Here is a 20,518-nt window from a genome sequence, read left to right on the forward strand (position 1 = left end):
GCCGGGTTCCCTCCCCTTGGCTACAGTCCGCACCAGCGTCACCGTGCCGCTGCGATTTCCTGACGGCTATGGCACGACGGCGGAGGTCCTCACCTTTCACGGCCTGGCGGACGGCAGGGAACACCTGCTGCTCGCCCTTGGACCCTGGGAACAGTCGCTGCTGGGACAGGGCTCCGGGGCCGGCGGCGCCGGCAGCGGGGCCCCGCTGGTCCGGCTGCACAGCGAGTGCATGACGGGTGACGTCTTCGGCAGCGAACGTTGCGACTGCGGACCACAGCTCCGGGAAGCCGTCGAAAGCATTGCCGCCACCGGGGGTTTCCTTCTCTACCTCCGGCAGGAAGGCAGGGGCATCGGCCTGTATTCCAAACTTGATGCCTATGCGCTGCAGGACCGGGGCCTTGATACCTATGACGCGAACCTCGCCCTGGGGCATGGTGAGGACGAGCGCGATTACACGGCGGCAGCCCAAATGCTCAACACCCTTGGCGCCACCACGGTTCGGCTGCTCAGCAACAACCCGGACAAGGCCAACCAGCTGGTTGCACTGGGAATTAATGTCCAGCAGCAGGTTCGCACCGGCGTCCACCTTACGGAGGCCAACTCCCGCTACCTTGCCGCCAAGCGCGACCGCACCGGCCATACGCTGGAACTTGGCCGCGCCGTTGACCATTCCGTGCAGCCCGCTGCCGGGACCGTGGCGGGCCTGCCGGACATGCCGGCCCGGGTCGCCGCGCTGGTTCCGGGGCTGCGCGCCAGGGCGGAAGAGGCCGAGAGGCTACGCCGGCTGCCGGAGTTGACAGTACAGGAGCTGCAGGAGGCCGGCGTCTTCCGCATCCTGGCGCCCGCCGCTGTGGGCGGGTATGGGCTGGGTGCGCGCACCTATGCTGAAGTTGTCCGGGTCCTTGCCAGGGGATGCGCCTCCACCGCCTGGACTGCCGGCCACCTTGCCGAACACGCCTGGATGCTGGCCCGTTGGCCCCGCGCGGTGCAGGAGGAGGTCTTTGCGGGCGGCCAGGTACCCCTTGCCGCCGCGACGAGCGCCCCCGTGGGAATGGCGCGGAAGGTACCGGGCGGCTACGCCATTTCGGGCCACTGGAGTTTCGCTTCGGGTGTGATGCACTCGCGGTGGGCCCTGCTGGCCGTGCAGCTCAACGGTGCGCGGCTGCAGGCGCTGGTTCCTGTAGCCGACCTTGAACTGCTCGACGCCTGGCACACCGACGGGCTGCGGGGAACCGGCAGCAATGACCTCCATGCCGACGGACTCTTTGTTCCGGACCATCGCGTGGTGGAATGGGCACTGCTCAGCAGCCCGGAGAACCCCGGCAGCCTGATCCACCAGGACGCGCTCATCCACGCACCCATGGCCATGCTCCTGAATCTCGTGGCGCCCGCCGCGGCCCTGGGATCCGCCGAGTACGCCATGGAACTTTTCCGGGAGCAGCTCCTGGTGCCAAGGCAAAAGAACGGCATCGAAACGCGGCAGGCGGATTCAACCCTCGCCCAGGCGCGCTACGCCCGGGCGGCCGGGGCCTTGGCTGCGGCACAACTGCAGTGGCAGGCGGCCCTGTCCGTACTGCCCCCGGAGGGGCAGGCTGCTCCCGCATTGGCTGAGGATCAGCACGCCTCGTTCCGGCTCTCCCTCGCCCTCAGCGCCGAGGCCTCGCAGGAGGCGGTCCGGCTGGCGGTGGGCGGCTCAGGCGGCAGCGTGCACCGGCTCACACACCCGCTCCAGCGCATCCAGCGGGACATCGGCGTGCTCCTGAACCACCCAACCCTGGGCATCGACGCCATCCTGGAGCAGTCGGGACGGGGCCTGCTGGGGCTGGGATTCAGCACGCAGTCCTTCTAGGCGCCACGGCCGGAGTCACGGCTCCTGCGCAGCGGACCAATTCCGTGTGAGGATCGAGTTATGCCCCAGCGCCTCATGCTGCTCGACACTGCCTCCCTGTACTTCCGCGCCTTCTACGGGCTGCCGGACACCATCCGCCGCCCTGACGGGACGCCGGTCAATGCGGTCCGCGGGTTGCTGGACATGATCGCCCGCCTCAGCACGGACTACCAGGCCTCCCACCTTGTGGCCTGTTGGGATGACGACTGGCGGCCGCAATGGCGGGTGGACCTGGTCCCCACCTACAAGGCGCACCGGGTGGCCCGGGCCGTACCCGGCGGCACGGACGTCGAAGTGGTGCCTGAGGGCCTGGAAGCGCAGCTGCCCATGATCCGCCGGGCGCTGGAGCTGGCGGGCATCGCCATTGTGGGCGCGGCCGGGCACGAGGCCGACGACGTCGTGGGCACCTACGCCAGCCACGCCAGCCTGCCGGTGGACGTGGTCACGGGAGACCGTGACCTCTTCCAGGTGTGCGACGACGCCCGCGGGGTGCGGGTGATATACACCGCCCGCGGCATGAAGAACCTCGAGGTCATCGTGGAAGAGACCATAGTGGCCAAGTACAAAGTCCTTCCGCAGCAGTACGCGGACTATGCCACGCTGCGCGGCGATGCCTCCGACGGCTTGCCCGGCGTGGCCGGGATCGGGGAGAAGACGGCCGCGTCGCTGCTGCTCAAGTACGGCACCCTGGAACGGCTGCTGGAGGCGGCGGAAGCGGACGACGGCGGGGTGTCCGGTCCCGTCCGGGCCAAGCTTTCCGCCGCTGCGGCGTACCTCCAAGCAGCCCCCGCCGTCGTCCGCCTGGTGCGGGACCTCAAGCTGCCCACCCTTGAACAGGCAGGCGCGCTGCTGCAGCCGGTGACCGGTGGCCGGCGCTCCGAACTCGAGCAACTGGCCATCGACTGGAATCTGGGCGGCTCGGTCCGCCGGCTCCTCGCCGCGCTGGACCAGCGGGCGTAGTCCGCGGCCGGCGGGATGCCGATGACGCCGGATGTCCGGGCGTGACCTTTCGTTGCGGTCCGGGTCGGCGTGTTTCGGAGGGCTTGGGTGGCCCGGTTTGGTGATGGTTTGGTGGGGTAACGATCCAGACGAGAGGGCCCTCCATGACAGTCACATCAGATCTTGCTCCCCGCCGGCTTCGGGATATTTTCGGAACATTCGCCAGCGGCCTGACCGTAGTCACCGGTTCCACCCCTGACGGGCCGGCCGGCTTCACCTGCCAGTCCTTTGCGGCACTGTCGCTGGACCCTCCGCTCGTAACGTTCAGCCCGTCCCGCACGTCAACCACCTGGCCCGTGCTGCGGAAGGCCGGTTCATTCACCATCAACATCCTCCCCGCGGAACACCGGCACCTCGCCGGTCAGTTCGCCCGCTCCGGGGCGGACAAATTTGCCGGCGTGGAACACGCACCCTCTCCGCTGGGCAATCCGGTGCTGGACAATGCGCTCGCCTGGATCGACTGCGACCTGCACGCAGAGTATGACGGTGGCGACCACACCATCGTGGTGGCGGCCGTGCGGCACCTCCATGCCCGACAGGACGCCGAACCATTGCTCTTCTTCAGGGGCGCCTATGCAGGTCTTGAGCCGTTGGGCCACCTGCTCGAAGCCGCCCGCTGACGCGGGTTCCGCAAAACCGCACCCTTGCGCCGCGCCCACGTGGTAGTAAGCTTACTGAGCAATACTAGTAAGCTTGCTGATTAAAGTGGATGGGAGCAGGAGCCATGGGCGCAATTTTCGGTACGGCCCTGTCACTGATGCTGACCGTGGGCGGGGCGGCAGTGGCCGCACTGGACGGCCCGGGCGCGGCCCGGCACTACCTCGCCGGCCACGTTCTGCTCGGAGTAGGAATTGGACTGATGATCGCCACCGCCATGCGGACGGCCGCCCGTTTCCTCATGGCACGGCCCACCCCGCCGGCACGCGGAACCATGGTGCCGGTGCCCGTGCCCGGGCCGTCCGTTGACGCGGCCCCGGTCACAGTCCTGCCCGTCCGATCCGGACCTGCCGTCCCGCTCCGGGGCAGGCATGCCGCCTGAACTGAAGCCGGCGGGGCCCTCGGTGGCCGCAGCGTCAACTCCCGCACCCCGCCGCCGGGTCCGCGCCCTGCTGGTTCTCTGCTGCGCCGTGGTCGCGTGCGCCCTCGTCGCAGGAGCGGCAGGAGCCCAGCCGGGCGGTACGGACGGCAATGTCCTGCGCGGTTTCCAGATCCGCGTGCTGAGCATCAGCCAGGCGGCGTCGGAAAACAGGATGGACGGCGCACTCGCCGCCCTGCAGGCGCTCGAGAAGGATCTCGGTGAAGCCGCCTCCGCAGGCCGCATTTCGGCCACCCGCTACCGCGGCATCGAGGATGCCCTCTCTGCTGTTCGGGCAGATATCGCCACGCAGGTTGCAGCAGCGTCCGCGTCCGCACCCGCCGTGGAGCAGAACACCCCCGTGGCGCCGGCGCTGGCTGACACCTCCCAGGAAGGGCCCGCCGCCGCGGAACCGGTAGTTCCGGCTGCTGCACCCGCACCCGCCGCCGCCAAGGACGCGCCCGGTTCAAAGCGATCGGACACCGCCAAGGAAGCCAGCGGCAAGGCCAAGGGCCAGGGCAAACCCTGACCCGGTCGGAGGATTCGGCACAGGCCAAGGCAGAATGGACGGATGATTCCTCCTGACGGCAGCCCTGCCGCCGGCACCTTCAATCTTTCTGCCATCAGTGCCGGGCTCGCTTTCGAAGCCTCCCTGCCGGCACTCCAGCAGGCCTTGGCCAGGGGCGCCGTTGTTGTCCAGGCGCCCCCGGGGACAGGCAAGACCACGCTCGTCCCGCCGCTGCTCGCAAATCTGCATGCCGGTGACGGCCGCGTCATCGTCACGCAGCCCCGGCGTGTCGCTGCCCGGTCCGCCGCCCGCCGCCTCGCCGCCCTCGACGGAACAGGCTTGGGCGGCCGCGTTGGTTACACGGTCCGCGGGGAACGTCAGGCCGGCCCCGGCACCCTGGTTGAATTCGTCACCCCGGGCATCCTGCTCCGCCGCCTGCTGGCGGACCCTGGCCTTGACGGGACGGCCGCCGTCGTCCTGGACGAAGTGCACGAACGCGGCCTTGAAACTGACCTGCTGGCCGGCATGCTGGCGGAGGTCCGTGCGCTCCGCGGCGACCTCACGCTGGTGGCCATGTCCGCAACGCTGGATGCAACCCGGTTTGCAGCGCTGCTCCGCGATCCCGACGACGGGTCCCCGGCCCCCGTCGTCGGCTGCCCGGCGGTAAATTATCCGCTGGAAGTCCACTGGCTCCCGGCTCCTGCCGCGCGGCTGGACGCAAGGGGAGTGACGCCCGCCTTCCTTGACCATGTTGCCGAGGCCGCCGCGGACGCCCACGTCCGTGCCCTGGGAAGAGACAGCGCCGTGGATGCGCTTGTGTTCCTGCCGGGCGCCCGGGAGGTCTCCCGGGTTGCGGCGTCCCTCCGCGGCCTGCTGGGCAGTGCCGTGGATGTGCTGGAACTGCACGGCCAGGTGGCAGCGGCGGAGCAGGACCGGGCCGTCGCGGGCCGGCGCCCCGGCGACGCCCCGCGGATCATCGTCTCCACCGATCTTGCCGAATCATCCTTGACGGTGCCCGGCGTCCGGCTGGTGGTGGACTCCGGGCTGGCCCGGGAACCGCGGCGGGACTCAGGCCGCGGCATGAGCGGGCTGGTGACGATTTCGTGTTCCCGGGCGTCCGCGGACCAAAGGGCCGGCCGGGCCGCCCGCCAGGGCCCGGGCCTGGTGGTCCGCTGCTACTCGCAACAGGCCTATGGGGCAGCCCCCGCCCACGTCACGCCGGAAATCAACGTGGCGGACCTGGCCGGCGCTCCCCTCACCCTGGCATGCTGGGGTGCGCCCGGCGGAAAGGGCCTTGAGCTGCCGGACGCACCGCCCCGCGGGTCCATGGACGACGCCGTCGAGGTACTCAGGGAGCTGGGTGCGGTGACGGGGGAAGGGCAGGTGACGGCCGCTGGCCGCGCCTTGGCCGCCATCCCTGCCGATCCCCGGCTGGCCCGGGCATTGCTCGACGGCGGAACCTCCACCGGACGCCCGCTGGCCGCCGAGGTGGTGGCCGCCCTCACCGGGGACCACCGCGCTCCCGGCGGAGACCTGCCCCGGCTGCTTGCCCAGCTCCGCGCGGACAAGGGCACCGCAGGGCGGCGCTGGGCGGAGGAATCCAGCCGGTTTGCTGCCGTGGCGCGGCGGCAGGGAGCGGGGGCCTCGACCATCGCGGCCACCACCAGCGGCCCTGAAGCTGTGGGCGCTGTCGTTGCCCTTGCCTTCCCCGACCGCGTGGCCCGCCGCGTGGCCGGCAGTGCGGACGCGGGGCAATACCTGCTGGCCTCCGGTACCCGGGCCGGCCTGCCCGCAGGCAGCACACTGTCAGACCACGAATGGCTCGCAGTGGCTGAAGTGGCGAGGGCTGCGGGCCGGGATGCTGCGGGCACGGGCGCTGTGATCCGTGCTGCCGCACCCGTGACGGCCGCCACGGCCGCCGCGGCGGCCTCGCACCTGCTGACCGACACCGTGGACGCCGCGTTCGTGGGGGGCCGGCTGAGCGCGCGCAGGACCAGGCGGCTGGGCTCCATCATCCTGTCGACAGCACCGGCGCGCCCCACCGCCGCGCAGGGAAGGGTGGCCGTGGCGGCCGCGCTCCAGTCCGAGGGGTTGGCGGCGCTGAGCTGGTCGGCGGCGGCGACCTCCTTGCGGCGCAGGCTTGACTTCCTGCACAGGGAGGCGGGAGAGCCCTGGCCGGACGTGTCGGACCCGGCCCTGCTGGACAGGCTGGACGAATGGCTTGGCCCGGAGCTTGAGGAGCTTGCAGCCGGGAAATCAGTGGGCTCGATCGACCTGGCCAACCCCTTGGGCCGCCTCATGCCGTGGCCGGAGGCCGCCAGGCTGGATGTGCTCGCGCCCGAAATCCTCGAGGTCCCCAGCGGCTCCCGGATCCGGATCGAGTACCCGGAACCGGGCGACGCCGCCGCCCCTGTCGTTGCGGTGAAGCTCCAGGAGTGCTTCGGGCTGGCCGAGTCCCCGCGGCTGGTGGACGGCCGTGTCCCGGTCCTGTTCCACCTGCTGTCACCGGCCCGCCGGCCCCTCGCCGTAACGGCTGACCTGACCTCGTTCTGGGCCGGTCCCTACGGCCAGGTGCGTGGGGAAATGCGGGGCCGTTACCCCAAGCACCCGTGGCCCGAAGACCCGTGGTCGGCGCCCGCCACCGCGCGCACCAAACACCGCAAATAGCCGTGCTGCGGCGCCTGCCGCCGCGCTACGGCTGCTCGGGGATCCAGGACGGTGCCTCAACACCGGCGCCGGTCAGGTTGTCGCAGCGCACCAGTTGTGATCCGATCCGCTCCAGCGGGCACGGCACAAAGCTCGGTCCCGGGGCCTCGTCCGGGAATCCGAACGCTGGCCCGGCAGTGAACAGCGCGGCCACGAAGAGTAGGGCGGCAACGCCCTGGGTGCGTCGCGGTGAACGGAGTATGGCAGTCATGATCCGGCCTCCTTGGCTCATTGTTGGACTGACACCCACACTCTCCGCTGTCCTCCTTCCCCCACATCCGGTATGCACCCTCAGAAGGGGGATCCCTACTCCTCATCTTTGTGGCAGGCCACCCCTGTACTGCCGGCCGACTGTGGTGGGACGCTGTGATGGTGGCCGGCAAGAACACTGGTGGCCCCTCCCTGGTGGGGCGCGACCAGGAGCTTACGGCGCTCACCGACATGATGGACGCCGTTCGGAGTGGCACCGCGCAGACCGCGGTTGTTTCCGGGGATGCCGGCGTCGGCAAGACGGCGCTGGTCCAGGCTGCGTGCGCTGCCGCGGGGCCTGGCGACGTAATCCTTCGCGGTGCCGCCCTGCCCTTGGGCGATGTGACCGTTCCCTACCTTGGCCTGCGGTCAGCCTTGCGTTCCGCCCCGTCCTATACGCCCGCCGTTCCGTTATCCGCGGCAATGGACGGCGGGTACGCCGGAAACGTGCCCCTGCTGGTGGACGACTGGCTGACCTCGGCCAGCGCCACTACTCCGGTCTTCCTGGTCATCGATGACCTGCATTGGGTGGACCAGGACACACTGGACGTCCTCATGTACCTGGCGGGCGGACCGTCCGAGCGGCGCCTGGGAATCATCTGCACCCTGAGGGCGGGCGAACTCGGCGAAAGCCACCCCCTGCAGACGTGGCTGGCGGACGTCCGGCGGCTGTCACAGGTCCGAATGCTGGATCTCGGCCCGCTGGACAGGCCGGCGACGGAGTCCCAGATAGCAGGCATCCTGGGGGCACCGCCGCCGCAGTCCCTCGTGACGGACGTGTTTGGCCGGACCGCCGGCAATCCCTACTTCACGGCCCTGCTGGTGGGCGGCCTTCCGGCCGGTACGGCCCAACTTCCCCAGGGGCTCCACGGCGACCTCAGGCAGGCGGTGCTTCGGTCCTGGCGTGGCTTGCCGCAGGGTGCGCGTAACCTGACCCGCCTTCTGGCGGTGGCCGGCCGGGCAGTGACGGAGCACGAATTGGCTGCCGTGGCAGCGGGCGAACAGTTGCAGGACAGCACCCGGGTGACGCTGTTTCTGCAGGCAGCATCCGCCCGCGGCATCCTCGATCTGGGCCCGAACGGCACCTACTGGTTCCACCACCCCTTGATTGCCGAGGTGCTGGAGCTGGATGTGTCCGCGGACGAACGGAAGATCCGGCACGCCGCGTTCGCCTCGATGTATGAGTTGCAGGCCAGCACGGACCCGGACCCCCAACTTCCGGCCGTCATCGCGGACCACTACTATTTCGCCGGGAACAGCCCCGCCGCATATCGATGGGCCCTGGCAGCCGGCGATCCGCTGACCGCTTCGGGTTCCGCAGCCGAGAGGCTCCGCATGCTCCAGCGGGCGGCGTCGCTTCACCATCAGATGTCCGGGGAAGAAAGGGCGCAGCGGGAGCTATGGGACCGGATCCGGGCGGCTGCCCAGACAACGGGGGCTTTTGCAGCTGAACTTGAGGCAGTGGATGCACTGCTGGCAGGGATGGACCTGTCGGCGGAACCCCTGGCCGCTGCGGAGCTGCTGATCCGCCGCACCCACCTGCGATATTCCACGGGGCAGGAGTTCTATGCCATGGACGGTGTCACCGAAGCGGTGAGGCTGTCCGGGGCTGCGCCGGAAAGCTGGCAGCATGCCTTCGCGCTGGCAGAGTTTTCCTATGCATGCCAATGGAACGGCCTTCCGGGAGGGCCGGCGGCAGCGGCCAGTTCCCTGGAAGCGGCGCGGCGGGCCGGGCACCCCCGGGCATTGTCCTACGCGCTCACCGCATCCGCCATGGTGGCCGTCCGCGCCGATCTGCCGGACAGGGCGGCCCAGCTTGCCCGCCAGGGCGCCGCGGAAGCGCTCAAGGCGCACGATTTCTGGGGTTACGTTCACGCCATCAGCTGGCTGGGGAATGCCCAGGAGGCCTGGACCAGCGCCCTCTACGCGGACCTCATGCACGCGGGCAGGCTGGAGCTGGCTGCCTGCGGCGGCCCGCACACGTATGTGGCCAAGCTCGCGGCGGACGAAGCCGCCAGCCACCTGGTGGTGGGAAACTGGCGGGCGACCCAGGAGGCGTTGAGGATCGCGATAAACCTCGATCCCGGCCCTATGGGAGACGTCAGCGGGCGGCTCACGGCAGCCCGGCTTGCCCTCCTGCAGGGCCGCGGCGCCGAGGCCGCAGCCCACCTGGCGAGGGCGGAGGAAATCAATACGGACAGTGGCGCATTCGTGAACCTCAGCTTCGCCGCCGTCCGGGCGCAGGTGGAATCCGCCGTCGGGCATTTCCGGATGTCCTACGAATCCTCGCTGGCGGGTGCCATGCGGCCCGGCCCACCACCGACCATGTGCGAATGGCTGCTCCCGCTGGCCGCCCGTGCCTTGGCCGACCTGGCCCAACAGGCCAGGGACACCGGCTTCCCGCCGGACGGATTCGTTGCCGAGGCCCGACAGCTGAAGGAGCGGTTTCCTTCCGGGCTTTTCGAATCCGGTTCCCATACCGACCTGTACCGGCGCCAGACCACGGCCTTTTCGCTGTTGTATGAGGCCGAACTGGGCAGGGTCCGGGGGATATCTGGGAATGGTGGGTCCTGGGTCCTTGCAGCCGACGCCTTCAACGCCGGAAACCTGCCCTGGGAGGAAGCCTACTGCTGCAGGCGGGCCGTCGAAGCGATGCTGCTCCAGGGCCAGTCGGGGCGGCACCGGGCCCCAGCGCTCCTGCGGCGCGGCCTGGCATTGGCCCGTGAACTCCGGTCCGCTCCCGAACAGGAAGCCCTGGAGCGGCTCGCAGTACACGCCCACATCGCCGCTGACCCATTGCCGGCCGTTGGCGTTAAGCGGGCACACCTGCCCGGACTCACTCCGCGGGAACAGGTCATTCTCGAATTCGTGGTTGCCGGCAAGACATACAGCGAAATCGCGAGCGCCCTGGTCATCAGCGAAAAGACCGTCAGCTCGCACATCTCCAACATGCTGAGGAAGACCGGCGCAGGCAACCGCGTGGACCTGGCCAGGCTGGCAGGACTGGACGCGGTCACTCCAGGGAACTGATGAATTCAGCCACCGGCACGGCCAGTGACGCTCCGACTTCGCCTGCCGGCCGTTTGTGACCAGCAACCGCAAACGAGTGGTCCCCGCCCTCGACCCACTGCAGGACGGCGTTGCGGCCGATGTGGGAGACTACATCCTCGAGGATGTGCGGCGTGGCAAACGTGTCCCGGGTTCCCTGCAGGAACAGCATCGGAGTGGCCAACCCATACAAGTGTTCGTCACGCAGCTTGTCTGGTTTGCCGGGCGGATGGAGTGGATATCCCAGATAGACCAGGCCGGCCGCCGGCATTCCCGCCGCGACGGCCATTGACGCCATCCGGCCGCCGAATGACTTGCCGCAGGCCACCAAAGGGCCGGTGTCGCCGCGCAGGGCAGCCTGATTCGCCGCGGCATCCATCACAGCCCGCCAGGTGGCGATGGCCACCGGAGGCCGGTCCGGGAACTTGCGGCCCGCTTCCCGGTACGGAAAGTTGAACCGGAGCGTGGCGAGGCCCAGGACGTTGAGCGCATCGGTGAAGCCGAGAAGAAACGGGTCCTCCATACCGGCGCCGGCACCATGAGCCACCACGACGGTGGGTGCGTGGGGTGAAGGTTTGCCGGGACGGCCGTAGGCGGCCGACACTGTGCCATCGCCCACGGGAATGGTCAGCTGCTGATCGGTTCCGGGCATGGGACCATCATGCCGGACCAGCGGGACAAATGGTCCAGCGTCCGCGCGGCGGGGTGTACGTTGTCCCCATGGCGAGCGAACAAACCACCATTACCGTCCCGGGTCCCAACGGCGGGCGTGAGATGCGCATCTCCAGCCCCAACCGGGTTCTCTGGCCCGACCTGGGCCTGACCAAGCTCGACCTCGCACGGTACATCTGCGACGTCGGGGAGGCGTTCATCGCCGCCAACGGGGACCGCCCCGTGTCGCTCCAGCGGTACTCGGACAACATCGAGGGCGAGATGTTCTTCTCCAAGAACCCGCCGAGGGGAACGCCGGACTTCGTCCGGTCCGTGAAGGTGGTGTACCCCAGTGCCCGGTCCCATCCCCAGTTGGTCCTCGACGAGCCGGCGGCCGCCGTCTGGGCCGTGCAAATGAACACCGTGGTCTTCCACCCCTGGCCGTCCCGCGCCGGGAACACCGACAATCCGGACCAGTTGCGCATCGATCTTGACCCACAGCCCGGAACCGACTTTGGCGACGCCGTGCCGGCCGCCCTGGTGCTCAAGGACGTCCTGTCGGAGGCAGGGCTGGAATCGTTCATCAAGACCTCCGGAAACCGGGGACTGCATGTCTACGCGCCAATCGAACCCGTGCATGAATTCCTGGACGTCCGGCACGCAGTCATCGCCGCCGCCCGGGAGGTCGAACGGCGCATGCCGGACAAGGTAACCACGGCGTGGTGGAAGGAGGAACGCGGTCAACGGGTCTTCCTGGACTTCAACCAGGCCAACCGGGACCGCACCATCGCCGGCGCCTATAGCCCGCGGGCCCTTCCGCACGCCCCGGTATCCTGCCCCATCACCTGGGATGAACTCGAAACCGTTGATCCCAAGGACTTCACTGTCCTCACCGTCCCGGACAGGTTGAAAACCGTTGGTGACCCCTGGTCCCGGTTTGGCGGGAACCCCGGCTCCATTGGCACGCTGCTCGACTGGTGGGACCGCGACACCAAAGCGGGTTTGGGCGAGATGCCGTTTCCGCCGGACTATCCCAAGATGCCCGGCGAACCGCCCCGGGTGCAGCCGAGCCGCGCGAAAAAGCAGACTGACGCCAACAACGACTGACCCGCGCCCTCCAAAACGGGGCACTTTGGCACGGACACGCCGGGCGCCGTCGGAAATTACGACGGCGGCCCCGCCAAAGTGCCCCGGGAGCGCAGGGGTGGCCCGGGACTAACCGAAGCAGGTTTATTCGAAGCGGGAGGGGTCGCCCATGCCACGGCGGACAACCTCGGCCACACCGCTGGAGAAGTCGACCACCGTGGTGGGCTCGGCGCCGCAGTCCCCGGCATCAATCACGGCATCGACCTGGTGGTCAAGGCGCTCCTTGATCTCCCAGCCCACCGTCAGCGGCTCCTCCTCGTCCGGCAGCAGCAGCGTGCTGGAGAGCAGCGGCTCACCCAGTTCGGCCAGCAGCGCCTGGACCACGCGGTTGTCAGGGATGCGCACGCCCACGGTCTTCTTCTTGGGGTGCAGCAGCCGCTTGGGAACCTCCTTGGTGGCGGGCAGGATGAAGGTGTAGCTTCCGGGTGTCACCGCCTTGATGCTGCGGAAGACGTCGTTGCCGATGTTCACGAACTGGCCCAACTGCGCGAAATCCCGGCAGACCAGCGTGAAGTGGTGCTTGTCGTCCAGGTGCCGGATGCTCCTGATCCGGTCCAGGGCTTCCCGGTTTCCCATCTGCGCACCCAAGGCGTAGCAGGAGTCCGTGGGGTAGGCGATCAGGCCGCCGTCGCGGATGATCTTCACCGCCTGGGCAATGGCGCGGGGCTGCGGGTCGTGGGGATGAACATCGAAAAATCTGGCCATGCCCCGAGCCTACGTTCCCCGGGCCCCCACCGCACCATGCAGCAGGCCGGACAGGGGACCGTTCCCCCTACCGGTCCTCACCCGGATCGGGCAGGATGTTGTCTGCCCCGGGTTTCGGGCCCAGCAACTTCCGGCACTGTGAAGGAGATCCCAACATGCCCACGATCCTCAATCCCTACCTGAGCTTCCGCGATAATGCACGCGATGCCATGAACTTCTACCAATCCGTGTTTGGCGGCGAACTGACGCTAAGCACTTTCGGCGACTTCCAAGCCAGCGAGGATCCAGCGGAAGCGGAGAAGATCATGCACGGCATGTTGACCACCACCCAGGGCTTGGTGCTCATGGGCGCTGACACCCCGAACAGCATGGAGTACCACGCAGGATCTGCCATTTCGGTATCCCTGAGCGGCGACAACGAGGCGGAACTTCGCGGCTACTACGAAAAGCTCAGCGGCGACGGGGGAGCGGTGACAGTCCCCATGGAGAAGGCGCCGTGGGGTGACGTCTTTGGCATGTGCACGGACCGGTTCGGCGTCTCATGGCTGGTGAACGTCAACTCGGGGCAGGCAACCGCGGCACCGTGACCACCCGGCGGTAGCGGCTGGAGGGGTGCGGGGCCGGTTGCCCGCGGATCTTACCGGTGCTTCTTGAGGCCACGCCCCCGGACTGCGAGGATTAACGCGTGAGGTCCTTGATGGAGTTCCTGTCCGATAAATGGTGGATGGTGTTTCCACTGATGGCTTTTGCCGGCCGGTGGGCAGGGGGCTGGCGGCGTTCGGCGGAGCGCCGCCACCGGCGCCGGGTTGAACTCCATGCCCTCAAGAACCAGGCGGTGGAAGCCGAGGAGGCGTCGACGGCGGAGGTGCGCGCGCTGATGGCCACGCACGATGCCACCAACCGCCGTTGGCTGGAGTATGAGCTCGACGTGGGCAAACTCATCGACTTCCCCCTCATGACCGACGTCCGCGAACCCCTCACCGTGGCCTTCCTTCGCGCCAAACGGGAAGCCGACGGGCAGCGTCCAGCGAACGCCGAAGACCTGCGGTCCGTGTCCGGTCTGGACGCGTACCGGCAGGCGGTCAACAACTTCGCCGTGGCCCTCGACGTGGCCGAGCGTGAAGCGCGCCGCATCAGGGACAGCAAATTCAGTGGACCCGAACGTGAACGCCTTGCCACAGCCCGCAAACTGCTGATGATCGCTGAGAACTCGGCAGCCACTCCCGCCGAACGGCAGGCAGCCTACAAACGGGTACGGCGCGAGCTGGACGGCCTCATAGCACTGCCGGACGTTACCCTCGCAGCACTCGAGGAGAAACTCGCCCCGGAACTGGACGCCGGTCCCCGGGCCGCGCAGCTCCACGGCGGCTGAGGCTGCCCGGGGCTGCGGGATGGAGTGCACCCTCTATCTGGACGTCGACGGAGTCATCTGTCCGTTCAGCCCCGAAGGGACCACCGGCTGGGGTTCCTCCTGGCAGCACGCCGACGCCGGGTTGCTGCCCGTAGCCTTCGCGGCCGAGCTCGTGGCAGGGCTGAACTCCCTGGCCCTGATGCCGGGACTGCGGTGCGTCTGGCTCACCAGCTGGGAGGAACTCGCGCCCCAATACCTGTGCCCCGCCATCGGACTCACGGGCGGCGGCTGGCCGTACCTGGCCGCAGACGGCGCAGCCGGCGGGACTGGCTGGTGGAAACTCCGCGCCATCCAGGACGACGTCGAAGAAACCGGGCCGAGGGCGGTCGCCTGGGTGGACGACCAGCTCGCATTCGAGGCCGAAGCGCAACGATGGGCAGGTTTCCTGGGCCGGCGCATCCTCACGGTCTCACCCCACCCACGGCACGGAATCACGCCCGCGGAACTCGACCGGATCCACGCATTTCTGGCCCGACCCGTGTTTTGACCTCATGCCGTGGACGCGTACGATCGATAAGGTTTCCCACCGGTTGTGCCAACAACACAAGTCATTCCACGCAAACAGCTGGTGAACTATGCTGTCCACGGCAGCCTGGTACGAGAAACTGCTGAACGTCGACTCTGCAGATTGGGCAACAGGTGGATATCACCTTCATGGTGGCGCTGGTCATTGGACTGGCACTATTTTTCGACTTCACGAACGGCTTCCACGACACCGCGAACGCCATGGCTACGCCCATCGCAACGGGTGCAATCAAGCCCCGGACAGCAGTGGCCCTGGCAGCCGTCCTGAACCTGGTGGGTGCTTTCCTGTCCACGGAGGTGGCCAAGACCGTTTCCGGCGGCATCATCCGCGAGGGGTCCGGAGGCGTGCAGATCACTCCCGAAATCATCTTTGCCGGGTTGATGGGGCCGTTCTGTGGAACATGGTCACATGGTTGAAGGGCCTGCCCTCCAGTTCCTCGCATGCCCTCTTCGGCGGACTGATCGGCGCCGCTGTCGTAGGAGCGGGCTTCAACTCGGTCAACTTTGAGAGCCTGCTGCAGAAGGTCATCCTGCCCGCGGTCTTCGCCCCCGTTATTGCAGGGCTTGCCGCCTACGTATGCACCCGCCTGGCCTACGCCCTCACCGCACGCCAGGATCCCGAGACGGGGTCCAAGCTCACCCAGAAACGCGGTGGCTTCCGTACCGGCCAGGTCTTCACCTCCAGCCTGGTGGCGCTGGCCCACGGCACCAATGACGCACAGAAGACCATGGGCATCATCACGCTGGTGCTGATCGCTGCCGGCAGCCAGACGCCCGGCTCCGGCCCCCAGCTATGGGTGATCACCGCCTGCGCCCTTGCCATCGCCATCGGAACCTATGCCGGCGGCTGGCGGATCATTCGCACCATGGGCTCGGGCCTGACCGAGGTCAAACCCGCGCAGGGCTTCGCCGCCGAAACCAGCACCGCCTCTGCCATCCTTGCCTCCTCGCACCTCGGCTTTGCCCTCTCCACCACGCAGGTGGCTTCGGGTTCCGTGATCGGCTCCGGCATGGGACGCCGCGGCACCACAGTCCGCTGGAACATGGTGGGCAAGATCGCGCTGGGGTGGCTCTTCACATTGCCGGCCGCCGGCGTCGTCGGCGCCCTGACCGCGCTGCTGGTGAAGACCGGCGTCGTTGGTGTCCTCATCGCCGCGATCGCCGGCACCGCGGCGGTCCTGTTCATGTTCTTCTACTCCCGCAAGTCTTCCGTGAGCCACCAGAACGCCGTCGAGGTCGAGGAAGCCGGCCAGGCCGTCCGGTTCGCCAAGAAGAAGGCCCTGGCGCGCGCCCGGGCGGAAGCAAAAGCCAAGGCGCAGGCTGACGCCAAAGCCAACAACTCCAAGGAGAATCAGCGATGAAGTGGTTGGAACTCCTGACCGTTGCAGGCACCACGCTCGTGTCCGCGGCAATTGTGGTGACCCTCTACTCGCTTGGGGTCCGGTTCACCGCCATCGCCGGCGATGCCCAGCAGGCGTCCCCCGGGGTCAAACGCTCCATCGCGTACCTGTGCTTCGGGCTGTGCGGGGTGGCTGTGCTTCTCGGGCTGTACCTGATCATCCCGTACTTCACCAAGTAGCAGCCCCGGGGCTGGCGGCGCACACCATTGGCCGGCCTGTTGGCCCAGCAGGGCCTGCTGGCTAGGCTGGGGCCATGCCGCGCATCCAATACTTTGTGGCCGCGTCCCTCGACGGCTTCATTGCCACACCCACTGACGATCTCGACTGGCTGCTGCAGTTCGACGGTTTCGACGGCGGGACCGACAGTTACAACGACTTCATGGCAGGTGTGGGCTGCATTGTCATGGGCGGGGAAACCTACGCCTGGCTGATGGAGCATGAACCCGGTACCTGGCCGTACGACGGTACGCCCTGCTATGTCTTCACCCACCATGAACACCGGGCACCGGACGGGGCAGACATCACCTTCGTGCGCGGGGACGTGCGGGAATTCACGGCAGACTTCCGCCAGGCGGCCCGTGGCCGGAACATCTGGGTGGTGGGCGGCGGCAAGCTGGCGGCCCAGTTCGCCGACGCCGGCCTGCTGGACGAGATCATCCTCTCCGTCATACCGGTGGTGCTGGGGGAGGGAAAGCGGCTGCTGCCCATGAAGGGCCCGACGCCGCCCCTGGAGTTGGCTGCCTCACGCACCCTGGGCCGGGGGATCGTGGAGTTGCGGTACCTTCTTCACCCGGCGGCCGGCCGGCAGTCCTGAGGCCGCGCGCGTCAGCCGGCGTTGTCCCGCAGCAGGTTGGTGATCCGCGCCGTTGAGAGGCGCCGGCCCTGGGCGTCGGTCATGACGATTTCGTGGGTGGCCAGGGTCCGGCCCAAGTGGACCGCCGTGCAGGTGCCCGTCACCAGGCCCGTAGCGATGGACCGGTGATGCGTGGCGTTGACTTCGATTCCGACGGCGTGGCGTCCCGGCCCCGCGTGCATGCCGGAGGCGAAGGAGCCCAGGGTTTCGGCGAGGACCACGTGCGCGCCGCCGTGCAGGATTCCGGCCACCTGCGTGTTGCCTTCCACCGGCATGGTGGCGACCGTGCGTTCCGGGCTCATCTCCAGGAAATGGATCCCCATCTTGACCACCAGGGCACCGACCCCGAAGGCGCCCAGCCAGTCATGCATATGGTCGGGGATCCCGGCGGCCGCCAGCTCTTTGGCGAAAGGGCCCGGCGTGAAATTGTCTGTCATGGCAACTAGGCTGGCACCTGTGAGTGAAACAACCAAACCGGCTCCCTTCCCGTCCCAGGCCATCGATGAGGGGGCTGCCGGGCAGCGCCCCGCCGACGCCCTAAAGCCTGCAGTGACGAGCGTCGCCCCCGCCGCCGGCGGGTCTGTTTCAGCCACCGAAGCGCCGGTGGTTCCCATCACCAGCCAGCCGCGGCTGCTGGTCCTTGATGGCCACTCGATGGCCTTCCGTGCCTTCTTCGCGCTGCCGGCGGACAAGTTCTCCACCTCCAACGGCCAGCACACCAACGCCATCCACGGCTTCACCTCGATGCTGATCAACCTCATCAAGGAGCAGCAGCCCACCCACATCGCGGTCGCGTTCGACGTCTCTGACGAATCCACCCACCGCAAGACCGAGTACAGCGAGTACAAGGGCGGCCGGAACGAAACCCCCCGTGAAATGAGCGGCCAAATCGACCTCATCGGCCAAGTCATGGAGGCCTGGGGCATTAAGACCATCAAGATGCCCGGCTACGAGGCCGACGACATCCTGGCCACCCTGGCTGCCATGGGCGAGAAAGCAGGGTTCGAGGTTTTGCTCGTATCCGGAGACCGGGACGCATTCCAGCTCATCACGGACAACGTCTTCGTGCTGTACCCGCGCAAGGGGGTCAGCGACATCCCGCGGATGGATGCTGCCGCCATCGAGGCGAAGTATTTTGTCAGTCCGGGGCGCTACTCCGACCTCGCCGCCCTGGTGGGGGAGACGGCGGACAACCTTCCCGGTGTTCCCGGGGTCGGACCCAAGACCGCAGCCAAGTGGATCAACCTCTACGGCGGCCTCGAAGGCGTCCTGGAACACCTCGATTCGATCGGCGGTAAAGTGGGCGATGCCCTGCGGGAGAATGTTGACGCCGTCAAGCGCAACCGCCGGCTGAACCAGCTCCACACCGACCTCGAGCTCCCCGTCACCCTCGACGACCTCTACCAGCCACGCCCTGACCAGGCCGCCATCGAGGACCTCTTCGACCAGCTCGAGTTCAAGGCCATCCGCGGCCGGTTATTTGCCCTGTACGGCGACGCAGACACCCCCGCCGCGGAGCGCGAAAGCATCGAAACCCCGAATTACAGCACCCCTGCCGGTGCCGCGGAGCTGGCCGCGTTCCTGGCCGGCGGCACCGGGCAGCGGTCAGCGCTGGCCGTCGACCTCGTGCCCGGCCGGATCGGGGAGGACGCTGCAGGGGTGGCAATTGTCCGCGGGGACGCGGCAGTCTATGTCGACCTTGCCGGCCAGGACGCTGAAACCGAAAACGTGCTGGCCACATGGCTGCGCGATCCCGGGGCGCCCAAGGTGATCCACGGTTTCAAAGCCGCGCTCAAGGCACTTTCGGCCCGAGGACTGGAGCTGGAGGGCGTCGTGGACGACACCTCCATCTCCGGCTACCTGATCCAGCCGGACCGGCGCACGTACGAACTGGCTGAACTCGCCCAGCACCACCTCAACGTGGGCATACCGGCCACCACGGCCAAAGCGGGTCAACTGGAGCTGTCCTTCGACGGCGAGGACACCGCCGCTGCCGACGCCCTGGTCCAGGCCGGCGCCGTGGTACTGGCCCTGAGCCGCTACTTCGAGGACGAACTCAAGGACCGCCGCGCCGAGGAACTCCTGTCCACCCTGGAGCTGCCGGTCAGCCGCGTCCTGGCGGACATGGAACTCGCCGGCATCGCGATCGACATGGACAAAATGGAAGAACAGCTCGCCGATTTGGCGCGGGTGATCGACCAGGCCCAGGAACAGGCATTCGCCGCCATCGGCCACGAGGTCAACCTGGGCTCGCCCAAGCAGCTCCAGACCGTCCTGTTCGACGAGCTCCAGCTCCCCAAAACCAAGAAGATCAAGTCCGGCTACACCACGGACGCCGCATCGCTGAAGAACCTGCTGGAGAAGACCGGGCATGAGTTCCTGGTCCAGCTCATGGCGCACCGGGAGGCCGCCAAGCTGCGGCAGATGATCGAGTCGCTGAAGAAGTCCGTGGCCGAAGACGGGCGGATCCACACCACCTACGCCCAGAACGTGGCAGCTACCGGCCGCATCTCGTCCAACAACCCCAACCTGCAGAACATCCCCATCCGCAGTGAGGAAGGCCGCCGCGTGCGCGGCATCTTCGTGGTCAGCGACGGGTACGAGTGCCTGCTGTCAGCTGACTACTCGCAGATCGAGATGCGCATCATGGCACACCTTTCCGGCGACGCAGGCCTGATCCAGGCCTACAAGGACGGCGAGGACCTGCACCGGTTCGTCGGCTCCAATATCTTCCACGTCCCCACGGACCAGGTCACCAGTGCCATGCGCTCAAAGGTCAAGGCCATGTCCTACGGCCTGGCCTACGGACTGACGTCCTTTGGCCTGTCCAAGCAGCTCGAGATCTCCGTCGATGAGGCCCGCACCCTCATGAAGGACTACTTCGACCGCTTCGGCGCCGTCCGGGACTACCTCCGTGGAGTAGTGGACCAGGCCAGGGTGGACGGCTACACGGCCACCATTGAAGGCCGCCGCCGCTACCTGCCGGACCTCACCAGCACCGACCGCCAGCTGCGCGAGAACGCCGAGCGGATCGCGCTCAACAGCCCCATCCAGGGGTCCGCCGCCGACATCATCAAACGCGCCATGCTGGGCGTCCACGCCGAACTTCAGTCCCAGGGGCTGAAATCGCGGATGCTGCTCCAGGTCCACGATGAACTGGTCCTCGAAGTGGCCGCCGGTGAACGCGCAACCGTCGAGAAACTCGTCACCGAGCAGATGGCTGCCGCAGCCGACCTCAGCGTGCCGCTGGAAGTGCAGATCGGCGTCGGCCCCAGCTGGTACGACGCCGGCCACTAGGCTTCACGCCCGCCCAGCAGGCGGCCGGTGCGTTTGTGCTGGTCAAGCGCCGGATCC

18 protein-coding genes and 1 pseudogene are annotated in these 20,518 nt (G+C 67.9%); 15 read left to right on the forward strand and 4 right to left on the reverse strand.

Translation table 11 applies throughout. The features are described from left to right. Positions 1-16 precede the first annotated feature (16 nt). The 6 genes from ribA to hrpB all read left to right on the forward strand — a co-directional run bounded on the left by ribA (position 17) and on the right by hrpB (position 7,137). Positions 17-1,849: a GTP cyclohydrolase II RibA gene (ribA, locus tag NIBR502770_RS07260; RefSeq protein ID WP_246857443.1), complete on the forward strand. Its 1,833-nt coding sequence runs from the start codon at positions 17-19 to the stop codon at positions 1,847-1,849. A gap of 60 nt (positions 1,850-1,909) precedes the next feature. Then, entirely contained in the window at positions 1,910-2,848 is a 939-nt protein-coding gene (locus NIBR502770_RS07265; RefSeq protein WP_141181514.1) for a 5'-3' exonuclease, read from the forward strand. Between the two features lie 143 nt (positions 2,849-2,991). Next, positions 2,992-3,507, forward strand: a complete 516-nt coding sequence (locus NIBR502770_RS07270) for a flavin reductase family protein (protein WP_141181515.1) — start codon at positions 2,992-2,994, stop codon at positions 3,505-3,507. A gap of 104 nt (positions 3,508-3,611) precedes the next feature. After that, positions 3,612-3,926: a hypothetical protein gene (locus NIBR502770_RS07275; RefSeq protein ID WP_141181516.1), complete on the forward strand. Its 315-nt coding sequence runs from the start codon at positions 3,612-3,614 to the stop codon at positions 3,924-3,926. Further along, entirely contained in the window at positions 3,916-4,491 is a 576-nt protein-coding gene (locus tag NIBR502770_RS07280) for a hypothetical protein (RefSeq protein WP_210418928.1), read from the forward strand. The genes NIBR502770_RS07275 and NIBR502770_RS07280 overlap by 11 nt, the downstream gene beginning before the upstream one ends. A gap of 42 nt (positions 4,492-4,533) precedes the next feature. Further along, positions 4,534-7,137 (forward strand): ATP-dependent helicase HrpB, encoded by a 2,604-nt coding sequence (hrpB, locus tag NIBR502770_RS07285; protein WP_141181517.1) that lies wholly within the window; start codon positions 4,534-4,536, stop codon positions 7,135-7,137. Between the two features lie 25 nt (positions 7,138-7,162). On the opposite strand, the gene NIBR502770_RS07290 is transcribed toward hrpB, so the two are convergent. Beyond that, positions 7,163-7,387 carry a hypothetical protein gene (locus tag NIBR502770_RS07290; protein ID WP_141181518.1) on the reverse strand — a complete coding sequence of 75 codons (225 nt, stop codon included), beginning with the start codon at positions 7,385-7,387 and terminating at the stop codon, positions 7,163-7,165. Positions 7,388-7,545: 158 nt separating this feature from the next. On the opposite strand from NIBR502770_RS07290, the gene NIBR502770_RS21715 reads away from it, so the two are divergent. Further along, positions 7,546-10,455, forward strand: a complete 2,910-nt coding sequence (locus NIBR502770_RS21715) for an AAA family ATPase (protein WP_141181519.1) — start codon at positions 7,546-7,548, stop codon at positions 10,453-10,455. Here the strand turns inward: NIBR502770_RS21715 and NIBR502770_RS07300 are convergent. After that, positions 10,439-11,125 (reverse strand): alpha/beta family hydrolase, encoded by a 687-nt coding sequence (locus NIBR502770_RS07300; protein WP_141181520.1) that lies wholly within the window; start codon positions 11,123-11,125, stop codon positions 10,439-10,441. The genes NIBR502770_RS21715 and NIBR502770_RS07300 overlap by 17 nt on opposite strands. Before the next feature lie 68 nt (positions 11,126-11,193). Between NIBR502770_RS07300 and ligD the strand changes: the two genes are divergently transcribed. Then, positions 11,194-12,231 (forward strand): non-homologous end-joining DNA ligase, encoded by a 1,038-nt coding sequence (ligD, locus tag NIBR502770_RS07305; protein ID WP_141181521.1) that lies wholly within the window; start codon positions 11,194-11,196, stop codon positions 12,229-12,231. A 123-nt stretch (positions 12,232-12,354) separates the two neighbouring features. Here ligD and NIBR502770_RS07310 read toward each other — a convergent pair whose 3' ends face one another. Further along, positions 12,355-12,975 carry an L-threonylcarbamoyladenylate synthase gene (locus NIBR502770_RS07310; RefSeq protein WP_141160539.1) on the reverse strand — a complete coding sequence of 207 codons (621 nt, stop codon included), beginning with the start codon at positions 12,973-12,975 and terminating at the stop codon, positions 12,355-12,357. A 155-nt stretch (positions 12,976-13,130) separates the two neighbouring features. Here NIBR502770_RS07310 and NIBR502770_RS07315 point away from each other — a divergent pair, with 155 nt between their 5' ends. The 6 genes and pseudogenes from NIBR502770_RS07315 (at position 13,131) to NIBR502770_RS07340 (ending at position 17,125) form a co-directional block, all read left to right on the forward strand. Further along, positions 13,131-13,562, forward strand: coding sequence for a VOC family protein (locus NIBR502770_RS07315; protein ID WP_141181522.1), 432 nt, complete (start codon positions 13,131-13,133; stop codon positions 13,560-13,562). A gap of 110 nt (positions 13,563-13,672) precedes the next feature. Continuing rightward, positions 13,673-14,347 (forward strand): hypothetical protein, encoded by a 675-nt coding sequence (locus tag NIBR502770_RS07320; RefSeq protein WP_210418949.1) that lies wholly within the window; start codon positions 13,673-13,675, stop codon positions 14,345-14,347. Positions 14,348-14,366: 19 nt separating this feature from the next. Then, positions 14,367-14,873: an HAD domain-containing protein gene (locus NIBR502770_RS07325; RefSeq protein WP_141181524.1), complete on the forward strand. Its 507-nt coding sequence runs from the start codon at positions 14,367-14,369 to the stop codon at positions 14,871-14,873. Positions 14,874-15,025: 152 nt separating this feature from the next. Beyond that, positions 15,026-16,272: pseudogene (locus NIBR502770_RS07330) on the forward strand (anion permease). Beyond that, positions 16,269-16,490, forward strand: coding sequence for a hypothetical protein (locus NIBR502770_RS07335; protein WP_141160534.1), 222 nt, complete (start codon positions 16,269-16,271; stop codon positions 16,488-16,490). The pseudogene NIBR502770_RS07330 and the gene NIBR502770_RS07335 overlap by 4 nt, the downstream one beginning before the upstream one ends. A gap of 74 nt (positions 16,491-16,564) precedes the next feature. Further along, positions 16,565-17,125: a dihydrofolate reductase family protein gene (locus NIBR502770_RS07340; protein WP_141160533.1), complete on the forward strand. Its 561-nt coding sequence runs from the start codon at positions 16,565-16,567 to the stop codon at positions 17,123-17,125. A gap of 11 nt (positions 17,126-17,136) precedes the next feature. Here NIBR502770_RS07340 and NIBR502770_RS07345 read toward each other — a convergent pair whose 3' ends face one another. Further along, positions 17,137-17,601, reverse strand: a complete 465-nt coding sequence (locus NIBR502770_RS07345; protein ID WP_141160532.1) for a hotdog fold thioesterase — start codon at positions 17,599-17,601, stop codon at positions 17,137-17,139. Positions 17,602-17,818: 217 nt separating this feature from the next. Here NIBR502770_RS07345 and polA point away from each other — a divergent pair, with 217 nt between their 5' ends. Continuing rightward, on the forward strand, positions 17,819-20,461 hold the full coding sequence (polA, locus tag NIBR502770_RS07350) for a DNA polymerase I (protein WP_246857480.1): 2,643 nt from the start codon (positions 17,819-17,821) through the stop codon (positions 20,459-20,461). The last annotated feature ends 57 nt before the right edge of the window (positions 20,462-20,518 follow it).

The sequence above is a fragment of the Pseudarthrobacter sp. NIBRBAC000502770 genome (assembly GCF_006517815.1).
Lineage (GTDB): Bacteria > Actinomycetota > Actinomycetes > Actinomycetales > Micrococcaceae > Arthrobacter > Arthrobacter niigatensis.